This window comes from Streptosporangium sp. G11 (genome assembly GCF_051192615.1).
Lineage (GTDB): Bacteria > Actinomycetota > Actinomycetes > Streptosporangiales > Streptosporangiaceae > Streptosporangium.
Genome location: NZ_JBPJUQ010000009.1, coordinates 45,874 through 63,040, shown reverse-complemented (window position 1 = coordinate 63,040; position 17,167 = coordinate 45,874). Strand labels below are relative to the sequence as shown.

The following is a 17,167-nucleotide window of genomic DNA, read 5'->3' as shown; positions in this document are numbered from 1 at the left end:
CCCCCGGAACCAGAGCCCCCGGAACCGAAAGCCCTCCTGACCGAAGAACCCTCCGAACCGGAAAGTCCCCGGGCCCCGAGAAACTCGGGCCCCGGGGACTCCGGAGGGACCAGCGGACGTTCGGAGGGACTAGCGGGTGAAGGCCTGGAACTCGGCCGCGCGCAGGTGGTCCCTGGTGAGGCTGGCCGTGGCGCAGTCGGTGGCGGAGTTGGGGTCTGCGTCCTGCTCACCGGCGTAGACCGGGTTGCCGGTGCACTGGGTGGAGACGGCCCGCAGGGTCAGGTGGGTCGCGGTGGTCGTGGGGATCTTGAAGGACTCGATGACCAGGTCGGCGCCGCGAGGACGCGGCCTGCGCGTCTCGAAGGCGTTGGACGGGCTGGTGTAGACGACCGAGAAGGACGCGGGTGACGAGCAGTCCTTCTTGGTGGCGTCGCAGGCCAGGACCTCGAAGGCGCGCAGGGCGCTGAAGCGGTTCTGGGTGCCGGGGTCGGCGGGGTCGGCCGGGGCCGGGGGCCTGAGCATGGCGCTGACCTGCACGCGGCGGATCTTCGCCGGCTCGGTCCCGGCCAGGTCCACGGTGACGGACCTGCCCTTGACCGGCCCGGTCAGCGAGGCCCAGTTCGACGCCTCGGTCTCGTCGATCAGCTTGGCGTGGTTGACGCCGTCACCCGTCGCGGTGGCGCCCAGCGCCGCCGAGGCGAGGTTCTTCGGCACCGCGAGCGGCAGCGGCAGCTTCACGCCCGGCAGCACCGCGAACTTCACGCGGGTGTGCCCGAACCCGTTGCCCGCGACCACGAAGTCGTAGATTCCGGGGGTCATCTCGACGGTGTCGCCGAGCGCGGTCGCGGGGTCGGTGTCGGCCACCGGGACCACGCGGCCCTCGTAGTCGCCGACGTACAGCCGGAGCGCGGCGTCCTTGGCCTCGAGCAGCGGCTTGAGCTGGATCCTGCCGTTCTTGCCGGCCGGGTCGACGAAGCTCGGCGTCGGGTCGGGGTCGCCGCTCCCGACGCTCGCCGCGCCCTGGCCGAGGCCGTGCTCGGCGAACGCGCGCCACATGATGGCCTGGTTCGCGCCGCCGAAGCGGATGGCGTCGGCCGCGAGCAGTGCGTCGCGGTGGTCGACGTAGCTGACCGCGCCGGTGGCCATCAGCAGCAGCGCGTCGAAGGAGAGCTGCGCCCAGCGGCGGTTGCCGGGGCACTCCCCGACCGGCGTCTTGCCGTCGGCGCACGCCTTCTGCTTGGCCGGGGTGCCCTGGCCGTACTTCTGCAGGAAGGCCTTGCGCACGTCGTACTGGGTCGCCGACCAGATCTCACCGTCGGCGTGCACCTGCTGGCCGACGATGTCGTACGCGATGTCGCTGTAGTTCAGCGGCGAGGTGGACATGTCGTAGTTGCGGATGCCCGCCTTCTTGTCGCCGGTGACGTAGCCGCCGGTGACGTACGGGGTGTCGCCCGCGGGGCGGAAGCCGTACTCGGAGAGGTACTCCATCGCGAACAGGTCGGAGGTGCTCTCGTTCATGGCCCCGGCCTGGGCGCCGCTCCACCCGGCGTTCGGGCCGCCGATCATGCGGCCGGAGATCGCGTGGGTGTACTCGTGCCCGATCACCGACATGTCGTAGTCGCCGTCCACGCAGGGCGAGTAGAACGAGCCCGCGATCGGCTGCCACATGTACATGTTGGTGATGGGCGCGACCCCGTCGGGGCCGGTGATCTGGTTGGCGTTGTCGCGCACGCTGAGCACCCGGGCGCCCGCCTGGGCGTTGCCCTGCTCGGGGTCGCCGCCGAGGCCGCCGCGCTCGCCGTTGTCGTTCTGCATGTTCCAGGCGGTCTCGGTGAAGCCGAGACGGTAGGACCAGTCGTGCATGCGGTTGTGCATGACGTGCAGGTTGGAGATGGCGGCTTCGAGGTCGGCCTCGCCGGGCTGGTCCAGGGAGGCCGGGTCGCACTTGGCCGTGTACCACTTGTTGGTCCACGGGTAGACGTAGTCGCGGCTCGGCGTGGCCACGTTGCCGCGGGTGCCCACGGAGAACGCGTCGCCGCTGGCGCGGTTCTCCACGGTCTTGGCGGCGTTGCCGGTGCTCGTGTTCGTCGGGGTGTCCGTGGCGTGGTCCACGTCCCACGCCTTGCCGGTGGCCGGGTCGGCCCCGATCACGTCGCAGCCGGGACCGGCCTTGGCGCACCACGTCGCGCGGGTGTCGGTGGCGGAGTAGTCGGCCGGGGGATTGGCCGGGAACGCCTCCCACCGGGGGTCGTCCGGCGCGGAGTGGTGGTCGACCAGGTTCTCGCGGGTCAGGATCTCGCCGCTGACCGCGTCCACGTGCGTCGTGTACGCGGCGGGCTCGCCCTCGCCGCCGCCGATCAGGACGACCTGGAACGCGTTGTGCGTCCCGTCGGGCGCGGGCACCGCCGTGGCGGTGGCCTTCTTGACACTGGCCGTGGCCAGGTCGATCCCGCCGTCCCTGGCCGCGATCTCCAGCGCCTGCTGCTCGGTGAGCCTGGCGGCGGGAGGCGCCTCGGAGGAGCGCGAGAGGGTCGAGGTGACGTGGAGGACCTTGCCGCCCTTCACGCCGACGACGACCTGACCGTCCACGCCCGCGGGCAGGCCGCCGAATTTCTGCCGCAGGAGTACGGCGTGTCCGTCACCGATGGGGTTGGCGGCGACCTTCTCCAGCGCGTCCACGGCCTCGCCGGAGAGGCCGAAGAGGGTCTCGTTCGCCTTGAGGTAGGCCCGCGCGGCTCGCTCGGGGTCGGCGTCCAGGCCTTCGGCGAGGGGGGCGGAGCCGGTGATGACGGCCGGGGTGCCGAGGCTGTTCCACCGGATCGTCGAGGTGCTCGCCGCCACCGACCTGGAGAGCGAGGCCGGGGGCGCGACGCTGCCGCGCCGGTTGTCCAGGTCGGGCTTGGCGCCGTGTTCGGCCTGGAAGTCGTGGACCTTGGGGGGTTGGCCGCCGGGTTCGCCCTGGGCGACCCCCGGCAGGGGAATGACGAGCGCCGCGGTGGCGGCGGCGATGACGGTAACGCGTGACCAGGGTTTGGTCGACACCGATCCTCCTGCGAAATATGGCCGTCGTCGGGCCATGCCACACGCGGATCACGTGTGTTTCGCAAGAGGTAACACTGATTCAAGTGTCATGACAAGATCTTGTAAAGGGGCATATGTCAGTGTTATAGGGCGTTCTGGGGCCGGTAAACGGGAGCGCCCCCGGCGGTCGGCCGGGGGCGCGGGTTCGGTCGTCGGGAGAGGTCAGGAGAAGGGGATCCAGGCCTGGTCGGCCAGGTCCTTCATGTCGCTGACCTTGAGGCCGAGGTCGGAGACCGTCCACAGGCTGTCGCCGATGACGACCGAGCGGCGGATGCCGGGGTCGTACGAGGCGGCGCGGGCGTTCCCCGCCGGCTCGGGCCTGGGGTGGACGACCGTGCCGGTCCTGGTGACCGCGGAATCATCGATCTTGAGGACCAGGGCGGTCCCGTTGGTCTGCTCGGTGCCCGTCCACGAGCTCAGCGGGAGGACCGCCATGCCCGTCTTGGCCCAGTACAGGAAGGCGTGCGGGTCCCACTCGGCCTCCGATCCCGAGTCCTTCTGGAACATCTGCGACAGGCGGCGGGGGTTGGCCGGGTCGCTGACGTCGAACAGGGACACCTGGGTGCCGAGCGTGCGGCCCTGCTCGCTGGCCTCCTGGCCCACGCCGATCAGCCGCCCGTCGCCCGCCGGGTGCAGGTACGCCGAGTAGCCGGTGATCTTCAGTTCGCCCGTCTTCCTCGGCGCCGCCGGGTCGCGCAGGTCGAGCGTGTAGAGCGGGTCCACCTGCTTGAACGTCACCACGTAGCCGACGGGGCCGATGAAGCGGACCGAGTAGATCCGCTCGCCCTGCCCGAGCCCGCCGACCTCGCCGGTCCTGGCCAGGGTGTCGGCGTCGAGCACGTAGACGGCGCTGGAGCTGTCCTGCCCGCTGGTCGAGGTGGTGGCGACCCGCAGGTGCCCCTCGTGCTCCGACAGGGAGTACTGGTTGAGCAGCCTGCCGGAGACCTTGCCCGAGGCGACGTAGCGGGGCGCCCCGGCCGCGGTGATGTCGAACCGGTGGATCTCGGTCTCCTCCGGCGGCTGCTCCGGGGTCACCTCGGCCGTCGGGGTCACCTCGGGCGTCGGGGTCGGCGAGGCGGTGCCGGTCGGTGAGACGGTGTCGGTCGGCGAGGCCGTGCCGGTCGCCGAAGGGTCCGGGATCGGTGAGGCGGGCGGCTCCGGGAGCAGGCTCGGGGCCGGGTCGGCGTCCGAGAGGGACGCCGGGGTGACCGCCGGAGTGGCGGCGGTGGCGGCAGGAGTGACCGCGGGGGTGACGGCCGAAGTGGCGGCGGAGGTGGTCACCACGGCCGGCGACGTCCCGGGGGCCGGGGTGACGGTCGCGGACCCGGTCGGCGAGGGTGTCGCCGGGGCGTCCTCGATGACCATCGGGTCGATCGGCCGGGGCCACCACCAGCGCGGGTTGCTGGACACGTACAGGCTGGAGCCCGTCCCGTAGACGGTGTCGCCGTCGGCCGCGACGCTGATCGGGGCCGTCTCGGCGAGCGCCTGCGACAGGTCGAAACTGTGCACGGTCAGCATCGACGTCCCGGAGTACTCCACGGGATGGCTGACCTGCCCGCAGTCGACCTTGCGGTCCGAGGTCGAGCCGTCCGCGGTCGTCAGCTCGTACTTCGGCAGCCACGCCTCGATCGGCGCCTTGGCGACGATCTCCGCGTTGCGCCGGGTGCGCTCGTTGTCCGACAGGTCGGGCCCGGCGTCGGGGAACTCGATCCGCGGCTGGCTGCGGACCACGATCCGCACGGTCGAGCCGACCATCCTGACGTCCACGTGGGAGCCGTCGGGGGTGAGCGAGCCGATCACCTTCGGCTTCCCCGACAGGTCGACGAGGACGTAGCGCGGTCCCGGGCTCGCCGCGCGCTTGGCCGTCGCGCCGTAGGGGATGATCCCGCCGCCGGAGAACAGCACCAGAGCCCTGTCCCCGCTGACCAGCAGGTCGGCCGGGGCCCACGCCTGCTCGGCGTTCACGAGCTTGAGCGTTCCGGTGACCTTCCTGGTCGCGGCGTCCACCACCCGCAGCACGCCGCGGTTGACGGTGATCACCCGGTTGCCGTCGGTCTTCACCAGGTCGGGCTCGTCGACCCCGGCCTCGTGCGTGTTCGTGGTGGAGTGCTCGGGCGCGCCGGCCGAGCGCTTGGCGGAGGCGGCGTCCGACGTCGACTCCGCGTACATGACCACGGGACCGCCGATGCCCCAGGGGCCGACGTTCTTCGCCGTCGCCGCGCGAAGCCCGGCCAGCATGTCGTCGCAGTCGCTGTAGGAGACCAGCTTGATGTTCCCCAGATCGACCGGTGACGTACGGCCCGCGGCGGTCTTCGTCTCCGTCGAAGTGCACGCCGTGGCGAGCAGGGCGGCGGCGAGGGTGACCGCGCCGGCCGTACGAATGGATGTCCTCATGCCCCTACGACGGATCCGAAGGGCCTGCGGTTCAACAGCTTGCTACTCGCTGGTAGCCACGGCCCGCCTCCCACGATTACGCTGCGAACATGGCCGTTCCCCCTGAAATCACACGGGCCGAGATGACACGGGTCCTCGACCCCCGCATGATCGAACGCGTCGTACGGCACGTGGCCTCCGGCGGAAAGACGCGGGAGATCACGGCGCCGTTCACCGGTGAGGCCCTCGCCGAGATGCCCGTCTCCACCGCCGACGACGTCCGCGCCGCCCACGCCGCGGCGCGGGAGGCACAGCGGGCGTGGGCGGCCAGGCCCGCGCGCGAGCGTGCCGAGCCCTTCCTCCGCCTGCACGACGCCATCCTCGACCGCCGCGAGGAGATCCTCGACGTGGTCCAGTGGGAGACGGGCAAGGCCCGCAGGCACGCCTTCGAGGAGGTCCTCGACGTCGCGGGCTGCACCCTGTACTACGCACGGCGGGCCCCCGGCCTGCTGGAGCCGAAGCGGCGGGCCGGAATCCTGCCCGTCGCCACCAGGACGGTCGAGACGCACCATCCCCGGGGAACGGTGGCCCTGATCTCGCCGTGGAACTACCCGCTCTCGCTCGGCGTCACCGACGCCGTCCCCGCGCTGCTCGCGGGGAACGCCGTGGTCCACAAGCCCGACACCCGGACCGCGCTGTCCACTCTGTGGACGATCGACCTGCTGGTCTCCCTCGGAATGCCCCGCGAGATCTGGCAGGTCGTCCTCGGCGAGCCCGAGGAGGTGGGCGAACCGCTGCTCGACGGCGCCGACTACATGGCGTTCACCGGCTCCACCAGGACCGGCCGGAGGATCGCCGAGGAGGCGGCCAGGCGGCTCATCGGCTGCTCGCTGGAGCTCGGGGGCAAGAACCCGATGCTCGTGCTCGACGACGCCGACCTGGACGCGGCGACCCAGGGCGCGCTGCGCGCCTGCTTCACCAACGCCGGGCAGCTGTGCCTGTCCGTCGAGCGGCTCTACGTCCACGACTCGGTGTACGACGCCTTCGTGGAGCGTTTCGTCCGGCAGGTCGGGAACATGAGGCTCGGGGCCGGGCTCGACTGGAACGTGCAGATGGGCTCGCTCTCCTCCGCGCGGCAGCTGGAGGCGGTCGGCGCCCACGTGGACGACGCCGTCGCGAAGGGCGCCCGGGTCCTCGCCGGGGGGAGGGCCCGCCCCGATCTCGGCCCGCTGTTCTACGAGCCCACCGTCCTGTCCGGCGTCGACGAGACCATGGAGCTGTGCCGCGCCGAGACCTTCGGGCCCGTCGTCGCGATCTACCGCTTCGGCGACGACGACGAGGCGGTCGAGAGGGCCAACGACACCTCGTACGGGCTCAACGCCTCCATCTGGACCCGCGACGTGCCGCGCGGGCGGGCGCTGGCCTCCCGGATCAGGGCGGGCACGGTCAACATCAACGAGGGGTACGGCTCGGCCTACGCCTCCTACGACGCGCCCATGGGCGGCATGAAGTCCTCGGGCCTCGGCCGCCGTCACGGGATCGAGGGGCTGCTGAAGTACACCGACGCGCAGACCGTCTCCAGCCAGGCGCCCTGGCTGGGCTTCGAGCCGATCCTCGGCATGGCCTACGAGAAGTACGCCGACACCCTCGCGACCGTCTTCAGGGTCATGAAGACGCTCCACCTGAAGTAAGGGCTCCGGGGCCGCCGGGGCGTCACGGTCGTCACAGGCCGTCGACGCCCCCGGGGCCGACGGAGATCGCCGGGGATCGTCACTCGAAGGGAGCCGCCGTGTTCGACCACGACGTGCTGGTGATCGGATCGGGGTTCGGCGGGAGCGTCTCGGCGCTGCGGCTGACGGAGAAGGGCTACCGGGTCGCCGTGCTGGAGGCGGGGCGCCGCTTCGACGAGACCACGCTCCCCAGGACCTCCTGGCGGGTCCGCGACTTCCTGTGGGCTCCGGCGCTGGGCCTGAAGGGGATCCAGCGCATCCACGTGATCCGGGGCCGGAAGGGCACCGGCGTCATGGTCCTGGCGGGCGCCGGGGTCGGCGGGGGCTCCCTGGTCTACGCCAACACCCTCTACGAGCCGCCGGACGCGTTCTTCCAGGACGCCCAGTGGTCGTCCATCACCGACTGGAAGGCGGAGCTGGCCCCGTACTACGACCAGGCCTCGCGCATGCTGGGCGTGACGCCCAACCCGACCGTCACCCCGGCCGACGAGGTGGTGCGCGCGGTCGCCGAGCGGATGGGCGTGGGCGACACCTTCCACCTGGCGCCGGTCGGGGTCTTCTTCGGCACCCCGGGCGTCGAGGTGGACGACCCCTACTTCGGCGGCGCGGGGCCGCGCCGCAGGGGCTGCACCGAGTGCGGCGAGTGCATGACGGGCTGCCGCCACGGGGCCAAGAACATGCTGGTCAAGAACTACCTCTACCTGGCGGAGAGGGCCGGGGCCAGGGTCTTCCCCGAGACCACGGTCACCTCGGTCGTCCCGGTGGGCGGCGGCTACCGGGTCGAGACGCGCGGGACGGGCGCGCCCTGGCGCCGCCGCGCGTTCACCGCCGAGCACGTGGTCTTCGCGGCGGGGACGTACGGCACCCAGCGCCTGCTGCACCGGCTCAAGGCCGAGGGGACGCTGCCCCGGCTCTCCGACCGCCTGGGGACCCTCACCAGGACCAACTCGGAGGCGCTGCTCGGGTTCGAGCGCCTGTCGGTCGAGGGGGAGAAGCTCAACCGGGGGGTGGCGATCACCTCCTCGATCCACCCCGACGCGTACACGCACATCGAGCCGGTCCGCTACGGAGACGGTTCCAACGCGATGGGCATGCTCCGCACCCTGCTCATCGACGGCGGCGGCGCCCCGCGCTGGCTCAAGTTCCTCGGCGAGGCCCTGCGCCGGCCCCGCCTGGTGGCGAGGATGTTCAACCACCGCCGGTGGTCCGAGCGCGGCATCATCGCGCTGGTCATGCAGGCCAAGGACAACTCGATCACCCTGTCCCCGCGCAGGGGGCCGTTCGGCCGGAGGCTGCGCTCGGAGCGGGGCCACGGCGAGCCCAACCCCACCTGGCTGCCCGCCGGTCACGAGTTCGCCCGGTACGCGGCCGAGGAGGTCGGCGGCATCCCCGGCGGCTCCTGGCTCGACCTGTTCGACATCCCGGCCACCGCCCACTTCCTGGGCGGCTGCGCCATCGGCGCCGGGCGCGACACCGGGGTGATCGACCCCTACCACCGCGTCCACGGGTACGAGGGCCTGCACGTCGTCGACGGCTCCGCGGTCTCCGCCAACCCGGGCGTCAACCCCTCCCTCACCATCACCGCCCAGGCCGAGCGCGCCATGGCGCTCTGGCCCAACCGGGGAGAACCGGACACCCGCCCCGCCCAGGGCTCCCCGTACGCCCGCCTGTCGCCCGTCGCCCCCGGCACCCCCGCCGTCCCGGCCGCCGCCCCCGGAGCCCTCCGCCTTCCCATCGTCGGCATCACCTGACCTTCGTACGCGCCGGACGATCCGGCTGGCATGACGCCGTGAATTCGACCAGGATCCCGGTGTGATGTGGAATGTCGAAGAGTTCGTGCGCGCGGCGGGCGTGACCGTCGACGAGCTGGCCGCCTACGTGGACGAGAGCCAGCGGGGAGTGCCGCCCGTCCTGCGCCGCAGCCCCCCGGGCGAGCTGGCCGAGCGGCTCGGGCTCGCCCGGTGGATCCGCGAGGGCGGGATGACGCCGCGGGAGTACGGGGAGTTCCTCCGCGCCTACCTCGCCGAGGGCACCCGGCTGCACCACCCCGCCCAGCTGGGACATCAGGTCGCCGCGCCCGACTTCCCCGCGGCGCTCGCCGACTTCGTCCACGGCGCGCACAACAACCCGATGGCGATCTACGAGATGGGCGCCTCGGCGGCGACCGTCGAGTTCGAGGTCCTGCGCTGGATGCTCGGCAAGGTCGGTTTCGGAGAGGCGGGCGGCGGGGTCCTCACCCACGGCGGCTCGCTGGCCAACCTCACCGCGCTGCTGGCCGCGCGGGCGGCGGCGGCCCCCGGCGCGTGGACCGAGGGCGTCCCCGGCGACCTCGCCCTGCTCGCCCCCGCGTCGGCCCACTACTCGCTCGCCCGCGCCGCCGCGATCCTCGGGCTGGGCGAGCGCGCGGTCATGCCGCTGGACGTGGACGGGCTCGGCAGGATCGACGTCGCCCGCCTGCCGGAGGCCCTGGAGCGGGTGCGCCGGGCGGGGCGGCGGCCGATGGCCCTGGTGGCCAACGCCGGCGCGACCGGGACCGGCCTCTACGACGACCTGCGCGGGATCGGGGGGTTCTGCGCCGCCAACGGCGTCTGGTTCCACGTGGACGGCGCCCACGGCGCCTCCGCGCTGCTCTCCGACGGGCACCGCCACCTGCTCGACGGGATCGGGCTCGCCGACTCGGTGGTCTGGGACGCGCACAAGATGCTGCGTACCTCCAGCCTGGCCGCGGCGGTGCTGACCCGGCGCGAGGGCGACCTGGACGCGGCCTTCCGGCAGCGGGCCAGCTACCTGTTCTACGGGGAGCAGGGCTTCGACCTCATCGGCAGGACCGTGGAGTGCAGCAAGGCCGAGCTGGGCCTGAAGGTCTTCCTCAATCTGGCCTGGCGGGGCGAGCAGGGCCTGGGCGAGTACGTCGCGCGCCAGTACGCCACCGCGCACCGCTTCTGGGAGCTGGCCCGCGAGCGGCCGGGCTTCGAGTGCCCGTACGAGCCGGAGAGCAACATCGTCTGCTTCCGGTACGGCACCGGCGACCAGGTGGACATCCGCGAGCGCCTGATGGGGGACGGCGCCTTCCACCTGACCTCGGCCGAGGTCGGCGGGGTCCGCCATCTGCGGGTCACCGTCATGGCCCCCGCCACGGACGACAAGACGCTGGAGGCGCTGCTCGACCGCATCACCGAACCGGAGGCCACGGCCGGTCCCCGGTGAACCCCCGCGCGAAGAGCCGGGGCGGCGTGCTCCTCCACGGCGAGAGTCCCCGGTGAACTCCCGCGTGGAGAGCCGGACCGGGTGTGGCCGGGGTGGAAGGGCCGGTCCCCGATTCGATCCCGAGGCGGGGCCCGGCGGGTGTCAGTGAATTCCGGAGCCGGGGTTGGCGGCGTCCCAGCGGCGGCGCGACTCGGCGATGCCGTCGCGGTGCTCGGCCGACCAGTCGGCGAGGGTCCTCACCAGGTGGGTGAGGCTGTGCCCGGTCGAGGTCAGCTCGTAGTCGACCTGCGGCGGGACGACGGCGTGGACGGTCCTGGAGATCAGGCCGTCGCGCTCCAGCCGGCGTACGGTCAGGGTGAGCATCCGCTGCGAGATGCCGGGCACGGCCCGCTGGAGCTCGCGGAACCGGCGCACCCCCTGGGCCAGCTCCACGACCACCAGCACCGACCACTTGTCGCCGATCCGGTCGAGGACCTCGCGGATGCCGCAGTCCTCACCCCCGCAGGAGACGACCGGCTCCGTGGTTACCGCCGTGTGCCCGACTGACATCGAAGTGCCTCCTTATGCCACGCGTCCTGGCTATCGATGATGGACCCAGTTACCGAAGAGAACCACTCACGGGGGAGATTCCATGATTCTCATGACGGGGGCGACGGGCGCACTGGGGCGGCTCGTCGCCACGCGGCTGGCCGGGCGGGACGACGTGGTGATCGGCAGCCGCGCCCCGGAGGCGGTCCCCGCCGGGACACCGGCCCGGCCGATCGACTTCGAGCACCCCGCCTCGCTGGCGGAGGGCTTCGCCGGGGTGGACACGCTGCTGCTGATCTCCGCGGGCTACGGCGAGGACGACGTGGTGATCGCCAGGCACGGCGCGGCGATCGAGGCGGCGGAGAAGGCGGGGGTCTCGCACATCGTCTACACCAGTCTCAGCGCCGCCGGGGACCACCTGGCCTACGCGCTCGCCCACCGCTGGACCGAGCGCAGGCTCCGCGAGGGGGTCGCGAGCTGGACGATCCTGCGCAACGGCCTCTACGCCGAGCTGCTGGCGACGCTCGCGCCCGCCGTGGACGGCAGGATCACCGCGCCGCTGGGATCGGGACGGCTGGCCGCGGTGGCCCGCGAGGACCTGGCCGACGTGGCCGCCCTGGTCGCGACCGACGCCTCCGCGCACGCGGGCCGGACCTACGAGCTGGTCGGGGAGGAGGCGGTGGGCGGCGCGGAACTGGCCGCGGCCCTCACCGAGGCCACGGGAGGCGCCGTCTCGTACGAGCCCGGCACCCTCGCCGGGGCCCGCGAGGCGTTCACCGCCCTCGGCCTGGCGTCCTTCCAGGTCCCGATGCTGGTGAGCACCTACTCCTCGATCGCGAACGGGTTCATGGACGCGACGGGCGGCGACCTGCGGAGCCTGCTCGGCGGGGCTCCCCGGTCCGCCCTGGAGGTCATCGCCGCGGGACTCCGCGAGCAGGGCTAGGACGCGCGGCGGCCGAGGGCCCCCTGCCCGGCCGCGGAGAGGGCAGGGGGCCGTGTCTTCAGTTGTCGGTGCAGAACATGTGGATACGGCAGTTCGTGAGGCGGCCCGCCTCGCTGGAGGCCGGCTCGCGCTCCTCCAGACCCTGAAGGTCCTGAACGTCGAACGACATCGATTTCACCTCCTCGCCGATCTCGTGGCCGCGCCGGGCGCGGACCGCTTCTCCTTCCGCCGCCCGGGAGCGGGCGGCGAGCCTGGGGCGGGGGGACGCCAGGCGTCCCCCACGACGTCGTCGAGCATCCACGGCCGCGCGTGCCGGTGGCGCAGCCGGATGAGGAAGGCGACGATCCCGGCCGTGCCGCCGAGGAACGTCGGGACGACCTCCGAGAAGGGATCGGGCACCAGCAGCCTGCCGGAGCGGGTCACGGCTCTGGCCTCCAGGCATCCGGCCAGGTCCCGGGCCCAGCGCAGATACCGGTCGTCGGCCGTGAACCCGGCCATGTCAAGGAGGAACTCGCCGTCTCCGGGCAGGCCGTGGCAGGTCACCGCCCCCGACTGCCAGCGGGTCCGGTGCACCGCGACCGCCGCCTGGCCGGCGAGCCTGCGGGCGTCCGGGTCGCCGGTGGCGCGCCAGTACCGGACGAGGAAGGAGCCGACCCCCGACGAGCCGCCGCACCAGTGCGGGCGGCGCGGCCGGACCGTCCGCGAATCCCCCGCGAGGGTCGGCCACCAGGCGGTGTCGCCGTCGACGTCGGCGCGCTTGTACAGGGCGCGGGCGACCTCGCGCACGGTCGCCATCCACTCGGGGCGGCCGAGGGTGACGGCGGCGTAGAGCAGCGCCGTGCCGACCCCGGCGATTCCGTGCGCGAAGCCGAGGTGGTCGGCGCCCGCGAGACCGGAGTCGAACGACTCCGGCGTCGGCCATCGAGGGTGCCCCATCCGGTAGGACCGCGCGTCGTGCAGGTTCTCGAACGTCTCCACGGCCCGCCTCCGGAGTACGGGGTCGCCCGAGCGCAGGGCCAGGCGCAGCACCGTCATGCCGGACCCGGCCAGCCCGTGCGTCACGTCCGGGCTCGGGTGGTCCACCGGGAGCCGGGCCGCCGCCCGCAGCGCGAACGCCCTCGTCTCGTCGTCGCCCGCGGCCTCCGCCGCGTCATGGAGGGCCCAGACGGCTCCCGAGCGCCCGAAGTACAGGCCGGGGGGCCAGACGTCCTCGTCGGCGAGACGCCGGCGGAGCCACCCGGTCGCGGCGGCGACCGCCTCCGAGACGCCGGCGGCACCCGCGCCCCCCGTCCCGGCTGCGCCCGCTGTCCTTGCCGCGCCCTCCGTCCTCGCCGCGCTCCCTGCTCCGGCCGCGTCACCTGTCGCCGCCGCGTCACCTGTGGCGGCCGCGCGGGAGGCGAGCGCCAGGACGCCCAGGACGCCCGGTACGCCGCCGTTCACCGAGCACGGGTCCGCCTCGGCCCCGCCGGACCCACCGGCCGCGTTGGGCCACGGCGACGGGCTGTCCTGCCGGGTGTCCATGGTCTCCACCAGCCGCGCCAGCCCGTCCGCCACCAGGACGTCCGTTCGTCGCGCCCCGCCCGCCCCCACCCCCGCGCTGGCACTCGCCGTCTTCCGCGCCGTCGCGGCGCGCGTGCCGGTGAGGGAGAGCGTGTCCAGGTACCGCGCGCAGCGGCTCAGCGACCAGCGGTCCTCCGGCTCGGTGACCAGTCCCTCCACCAGGGGGCGCAGGAGGGCGAGGGTGGGATTGGCCGCGGACACCGCGGCGACGTGGTCGAGGAGGCGCCGGCCGCGGGCCGGGCCCGTCGTGCCGTCCTCGGGGAGCTCCAGCCCGGCGCCGGTCGCGAGGAAGTACGCCAGCCCGCCGAGACCGAACAGGTCGGCCGCCTCTCCCGGCGCCGGGCGGAGCTCGCCGGTGTGCGGCACCAGCTCCGGAGCCAGGTAGCCGGGGGTTCCGCCGATCATGACGATCTCGCCCGGCACCGTCGCGTACTCCAGATCGATGAGCCGCAGGTCGCCGCCGGGCAGGAGCATCACGTTGTCCGGCGACAGGTCGCGGAAGACGTGGCCGAGGTCGTGGACGGCCCGCAGCGCGTCGACGAGGCGCCGCAGGACGGGCCGGACCTCGGCGGCCCCGTTCCCGAAGCCGTCGGGTCCGAGAGGCCCGGCGTTTCCCTCGGACCAGCGGCGCAGCGTCGTCCCAGGCACGCGTTCCTCGACGAGGAACGCGTGCCCGCCCTGTTCGAAGAAGTCGACCACGGCCGGGACGACCCCGCTGGACGCCAGGGCCTCCAGCCGGGACCTCTCCGCCGCCAGCCGTCCGCGCGCGTCCCGGCCCCCGAGATCGGACGAGGCGTGCGGCCGTCCCTCCTTGATCACGACTTCGGCGCCGCTCTCGGTGTCCTCCGCGATGTACACGCCGCCCCTGTTGGCGTGTCGCACGGCCTCGCGGACCACGAAACGGCCGTTCAGCATCACGGCGGGCCGCTCCGGCGGTGTCCCGGGGGCGCGGTCCGCCGCCTCGGAGGCACCGGACGCGGTGAAGGGGGAGACGGCGAAGGACGGTGGGGAGAACCGTGGCAGCCGCTCGTCGTGGATCGCCGTCCCCTCCGGCGTGCGGAGCCTGGTCTCGTAGAAACCGTCGTTGCCGAGCACCCGGTGCCCGCCGAAGGCCCCGTAGCGGTAGTGGACGATCCCGCCGGGCCGGTACGGGTGGTCCGACAGGATCGCCGGACCGGGGAGCCCCCAGGTGGCCTCGTCGAGCAGCGGCGCCAGCCGGGCCGCCTCGGCGCTGCCCGCCGGGTAGGCGGTGACGAACTTCCCCGCCTGGGCGCGGGCGCAGTGGGGGGCGAGAAGCTCCCAGTAGTCGCCCAGCCGCGCGGGGAACTTGAAGGCGCACCCCTCGGCGGCCAGCACCCGTACGACCCGGGAGAGCACGATCGGGGCGGAGAGCATCGTCGCGGAGACGTGGAGTTTCCAGCCCTGCGTGGGCATCACGTATCCGCCGGGAACGACCAGGCACCAGAATTCCCCGTCGGTGACCGACCAGTCGCGGGCCGGGACCCGCCCGATCTCGGCGATCGCGATGTCACGCAGGAGGGCACTGTCACCCGGGGGGCTTTTCACGGGAGGTCATCCTTCGGCTGTCACGGTTCGGCGTCACGCGAGAAATCCACGTCGCATGAGGAAAATCCACGGCGCGCCGGGAAAAGGGACGCGGGACACGAACACAGGAGGTGCGTGGGAAACGAGCGAGGGGCGCGCGAGGCGCTCACGCCCGGGAGCCGCGCCGACGGCGTGGAGCCCGCCGGGGGCGTGGTCATCGCCCCATGTCATTCGGGGCCGCGTCACCGGGACCGTGCATCGGAACCGTGTCATCGGGACCGTGCATCGGGACCGTGTCACGGGGATCGCGTCGCGGTGATCGCGCATATGTGAGATCGGCGGAACCGCCGTGTTCTTTTCCGCCCGTCGGCGCTGGGCAATACGAAAACACGCTGACATGAAGTGCGCCACGTAAAATTACGCACTTCTCGCGCGGCACGTGCGGCCGGCGGGTATTCAATGCGCTTATTTCATATTCCCATATGTTGATTCCGGTCCGCCGTGGCGGCGCCTCGCACGGACGTCCGCGGGGAATCGGGCGGCGAGTTTCCCGGGCCCGCCCCCCGGATGCGCGGACGCCGTTTCCCAGGTTCGGAGGACCCGTCCTGATATAGCGTCGCGTCCATGACCGAACTCGACGGCCGCCTGCGCGCGGTGTGCGACCTCGCCGTCTCCGGCGTCCGGGAAATGGCCGGGCGGCACGAGTACGACGGCCTGATCCAGGACCTGTCGCCGGAGGGGGTCCGCGCCGGGCTGGCCGCGCTGGGCCGGGGACCGCTGCCCGGCGACCCGTACGACGCGGCGCACCTGCAGATCTTCGAGGAGGCCACGCGGGTGCAGCTCGGAGAGCTGGAGCTGCACCGCCGCAGCCCCCTGGAGCACCTGGGCAACCTCGACCTGGCCACCTACGACCGCGAGTACGCCCCAGAGGCCGAGCGGAACGCCGCCAAGCTCGCGCACCTGGCCCGCTGGCCCGAGGCGGTGGACAACGCGGTCGCCTCGCTCGACCTGCTCAGCGCCCCCGTCGCGACGGCCCTGCTCGGTGCGGTGCGCGGCCTGGCCTCAGGGGTGCCCCAGGATGCCGAGGAGAGCGTGCGCGAGGCGGCGTTCAGGGCCCACGCCCGGCTGGTGGAGCACGTCGAGAAGGCCGCGCACACCGGCGACCCGGACGCCTCCCTCGGCGCCGCGGGTCTCGCCAGGCTCATGGGGGCCGGTGACGGCCTCCCGGTCGACCTGGGCCGGCTCGCCGAGCGCGCCGACGCCGAGCGCGACCGCCTGATGGCCCGGCTGGCGGAGTCCTGCGCCGCGCTGGGATTCGCCGGACGGCCGCCGCTGGAGGTCGCGCGCGAGCTCGTCAGGCAGCACCCCGGCCCCGACGGCGTGATCGAGGCGGCCAGGATCGGCACCGAGAGGGCGATCGCCTTCACCAGGGAGAAGGACCTGGTCCCCTACCACGACGGCGAGTGCCTGGTCGGCATCGCGCCCGAGTCGCGCCGGTGGGCCATGGCCATGATGAGCTGGTCGGCGCCCGGCGAGCCCGACGGCCCCTCGTGGTATCACGTCACCCCGCCCGACCCCTCGTGGCCCGAGCGCGACATCGAGGAGTGGCTGGAGGTCTTCAGCGAGACCACGCTTCCCGCGATCAACGTGCACGAGGTCGCCCCCGGGCACTTCTCCCACGGCCGAGCCCTGCGCCACGTCGGCTCCGACGTGCGGCGGACGTTGATGTCGCTGGCCTTCGCGGAGGGCTGGGCGCACTACGCGGAGGAACTCTGCGTCGAGGAGGGCTTCGCCCCCGGCGACCCGCGCTTCGAGATCGGCGTGTGGCTGGAGGCGCTCATCAGGGTGACCCGGCTGGCCTGCGCGATCGGCGTGCACTCCGGCGCGATGACCGTCGAGGAGGGCGCCCGCCGCTTCGCCGCCGACACCCACATCGCCGGTCCCGCGGCCCACTCGGAGGCGGCGCGGGCCACCTTCGACCCCACCTACGGCCGCTACACCTGGGGCAAGCTGGAGATCCTCGACCTTCGCGACCGCGCCAGAGCCGAGTGGGGCCCCGGCTTCGGCCTCAACCGCTTCCACACCGCCATGCTCGCCCTCGGCTCCCCGCCCCTCGGCCTGCTCGGCCACGCCCTCGGGTCACGGCCCGGCACCCGGTAGGCCGTGCGAAGCCGCCCGGGCGGCTTCGCGAGCACGGCTT

9 protein-coding genes are annotated in these 17,167 nt (G+C 73.1%); 5 read left to right on the top strand and 4 right to left on the bottom strand.

Translation table 11 applies throughout. From position 1 onward, the window contains the following. Positions 1-129: 129 nt before the first annotated feature. The gene (locus ACSDR0_RS11860) at positions 130-3,042 is read right to left on the bottom strand and encodes a M36 family metallopeptidase (protein ID WP_435288832.1); all 2,913 of its coding nucleotides are present in this window, start codon (positions 3,040-3,042) and stop codon (positions 130-132) included. Between the two features lie 201 nt (positions 3,043-3,243). Then, positions 3,244-5,475 carry a beta-propeller domain-containing protein gene (locus ACSDR0_RS11855; RefSeq protein ID WP_435288831.1) on the bottom strand — a complete coding sequence of 744 codons (2,232 nt, stop codon included), beginning with the start codon at positions 5,473-5,475 and terminating at the stop codon, positions 3,244-3,246. An 89-nt stretch (positions 5,476-5,564) separates the two neighbouring features. Between ACSDR0_RS11855 and ACSDR0_RS11850 the strand changes: the two genes are divergently transcribed. The 3 genes from ACSDR0_RS11850 (at position 5,565) to ACSDR0_RS11840 (ending at position 10,391) form a co-directional block, all read left to right on the top strand. Then, a complete protein-coding gene (locus ACSDR0_RS11850) occupies positions 5,565-7,145 on the top strand; it encodes a succinic semialdehyde dehydrogenase (protein WP_435288830.1) in 1,581 nt (526 codons plus the stop codon). A gap of 98 nt (positions 7,146-7,243) precedes the next feature. Then, positions 7,244-8,935 (top strand): GMC oxidoreductase, encoded by a 1,692-nt coding sequence (locus ACSDR0_RS11845; RefSeq protein ID WP_435288829.1) that lies wholly within the window; start codon positions 7,244-7,246, stop codon positions 8,933-8,935. Between the two features lie 64 nt (positions 8,936-8,999). Then, positions 9,000-10,391 carry a pyridoxal phosphate-dependent decarboxylase family protein gene (locus tag ACSDR0_RS11840; protein WP_435288828.1) on the top strand — a complete coding sequence of 464 codons (1,392 nt, stop codon included), beginning with the start codon at positions 9,000-9,002 and terminating at the stop codon, positions 10,389-10,391. Positions 10,392-10,532: 141 nt separating this feature from the next. Here ACSDR0_RS11840 and ACSDR0_RS11835 read toward each other — a convergent pair whose 3' ends face one another. Then, positions 10,533-10,940, bottom strand: coding sequence for a winged helix-turn-helix transcriptional regulator (locus ACSDR0_RS11835; RefSeq protein WP_435288827.1), 408 nt, complete (start codon positions 10,938-10,940; stop codon positions 10,533-10,535). An 82-nt stretch (positions 10,941-11,022) separates the two neighbouring features. Between ACSDR0_RS11835 and ACSDR0_RS11830 the strand changes: the two genes are divergently transcribed. After that, positions 11,023-11,862, top strand: coding sequence for an NAD(P)H-binding protein (locus ACSDR0_RS11830; protein ID WP_435288826.1), 840 nt, complete (start codon positions 11,023-11,025; stop codon positions 11,860-11,862). A 174-nt stretch (positions 11,863-12,036) separates the two neighbouring features. Here ACSDR0_RS11830 and lanL read toward each other — a convergent pair whose 3' ends face one another. After that, a complete protein-coding gene (lanL, locus tag ACSDR0_RS11825) occupies positions 12,037-14,988 on the bottom strand; it encodes a class IV lanthionine synthetase LanL (protein ID WP_435288825.1) in 2,952 nt (983 codons plus the stop codon). 603 nt (positions 14,989-15,591) lie between these two features. On the opposite strand from lanL, the gene ACSDR0_RS11820 reads away from it, so the two are divergent. Next, positions 15,592-17,127 (top strand): DUF885 family protein, encoded by a 1,536-nt coding sequence (locus ACSDR0_RS11820; RefSeq protein WP_435288824.1) that lies wholly within the window; start codon positions 15,592-15,594, stop codon positions 17,125-17,127. The last annotated feature ends 40 nt before the right edge of the window (positions 17,128-17,167 follow it).

Coding starts and splice junctions, on each gene's coding strand:
- ACSDR0_RS11855 (WP_435288831.1), bottom strand. CDS start 5,475: ATGAGGACATCCATTCGTACGGCCGGCGCGGTCACCCTCGCCGCCGCC.
- ACSDR0_RS11850 (WP_435288830.1), top strand. CDS start 5,565: ATGGCCGTTCCCCCTGAAATCACACGGGCCGAGATGACACGGGTCCTC.
- ACSDR0_RS11840 (WP_435288828.1), top strand. CDS start 9,000: ATGTGGAATGTCGAAGAGTTCGTGCGCGCGGCGGGCGTGACCGTCGAC.
- ACSDR0_RS11835 (WP_435288827.1), bottom strand. CDS start 10,940: ATGTCAGTCGGGCACACGGCGGTAACCACGGAGCCGGTCGTCTCCTGC.
- ACSDR0_RS11830 (WP_435288826.1), top strand. CDS start 11,023: ATGATTCTCATGACGGGGGCGACGGGCGCACTGGGGCGGCTCGTCGCC.
- ACSDR0_RS11820 (WP_435288824.1), top strand. CDS start 15,592: ATGACCGAACTCGACGGCCGCCTGCGCGCGGTGTGCGACCTCGCCGTC.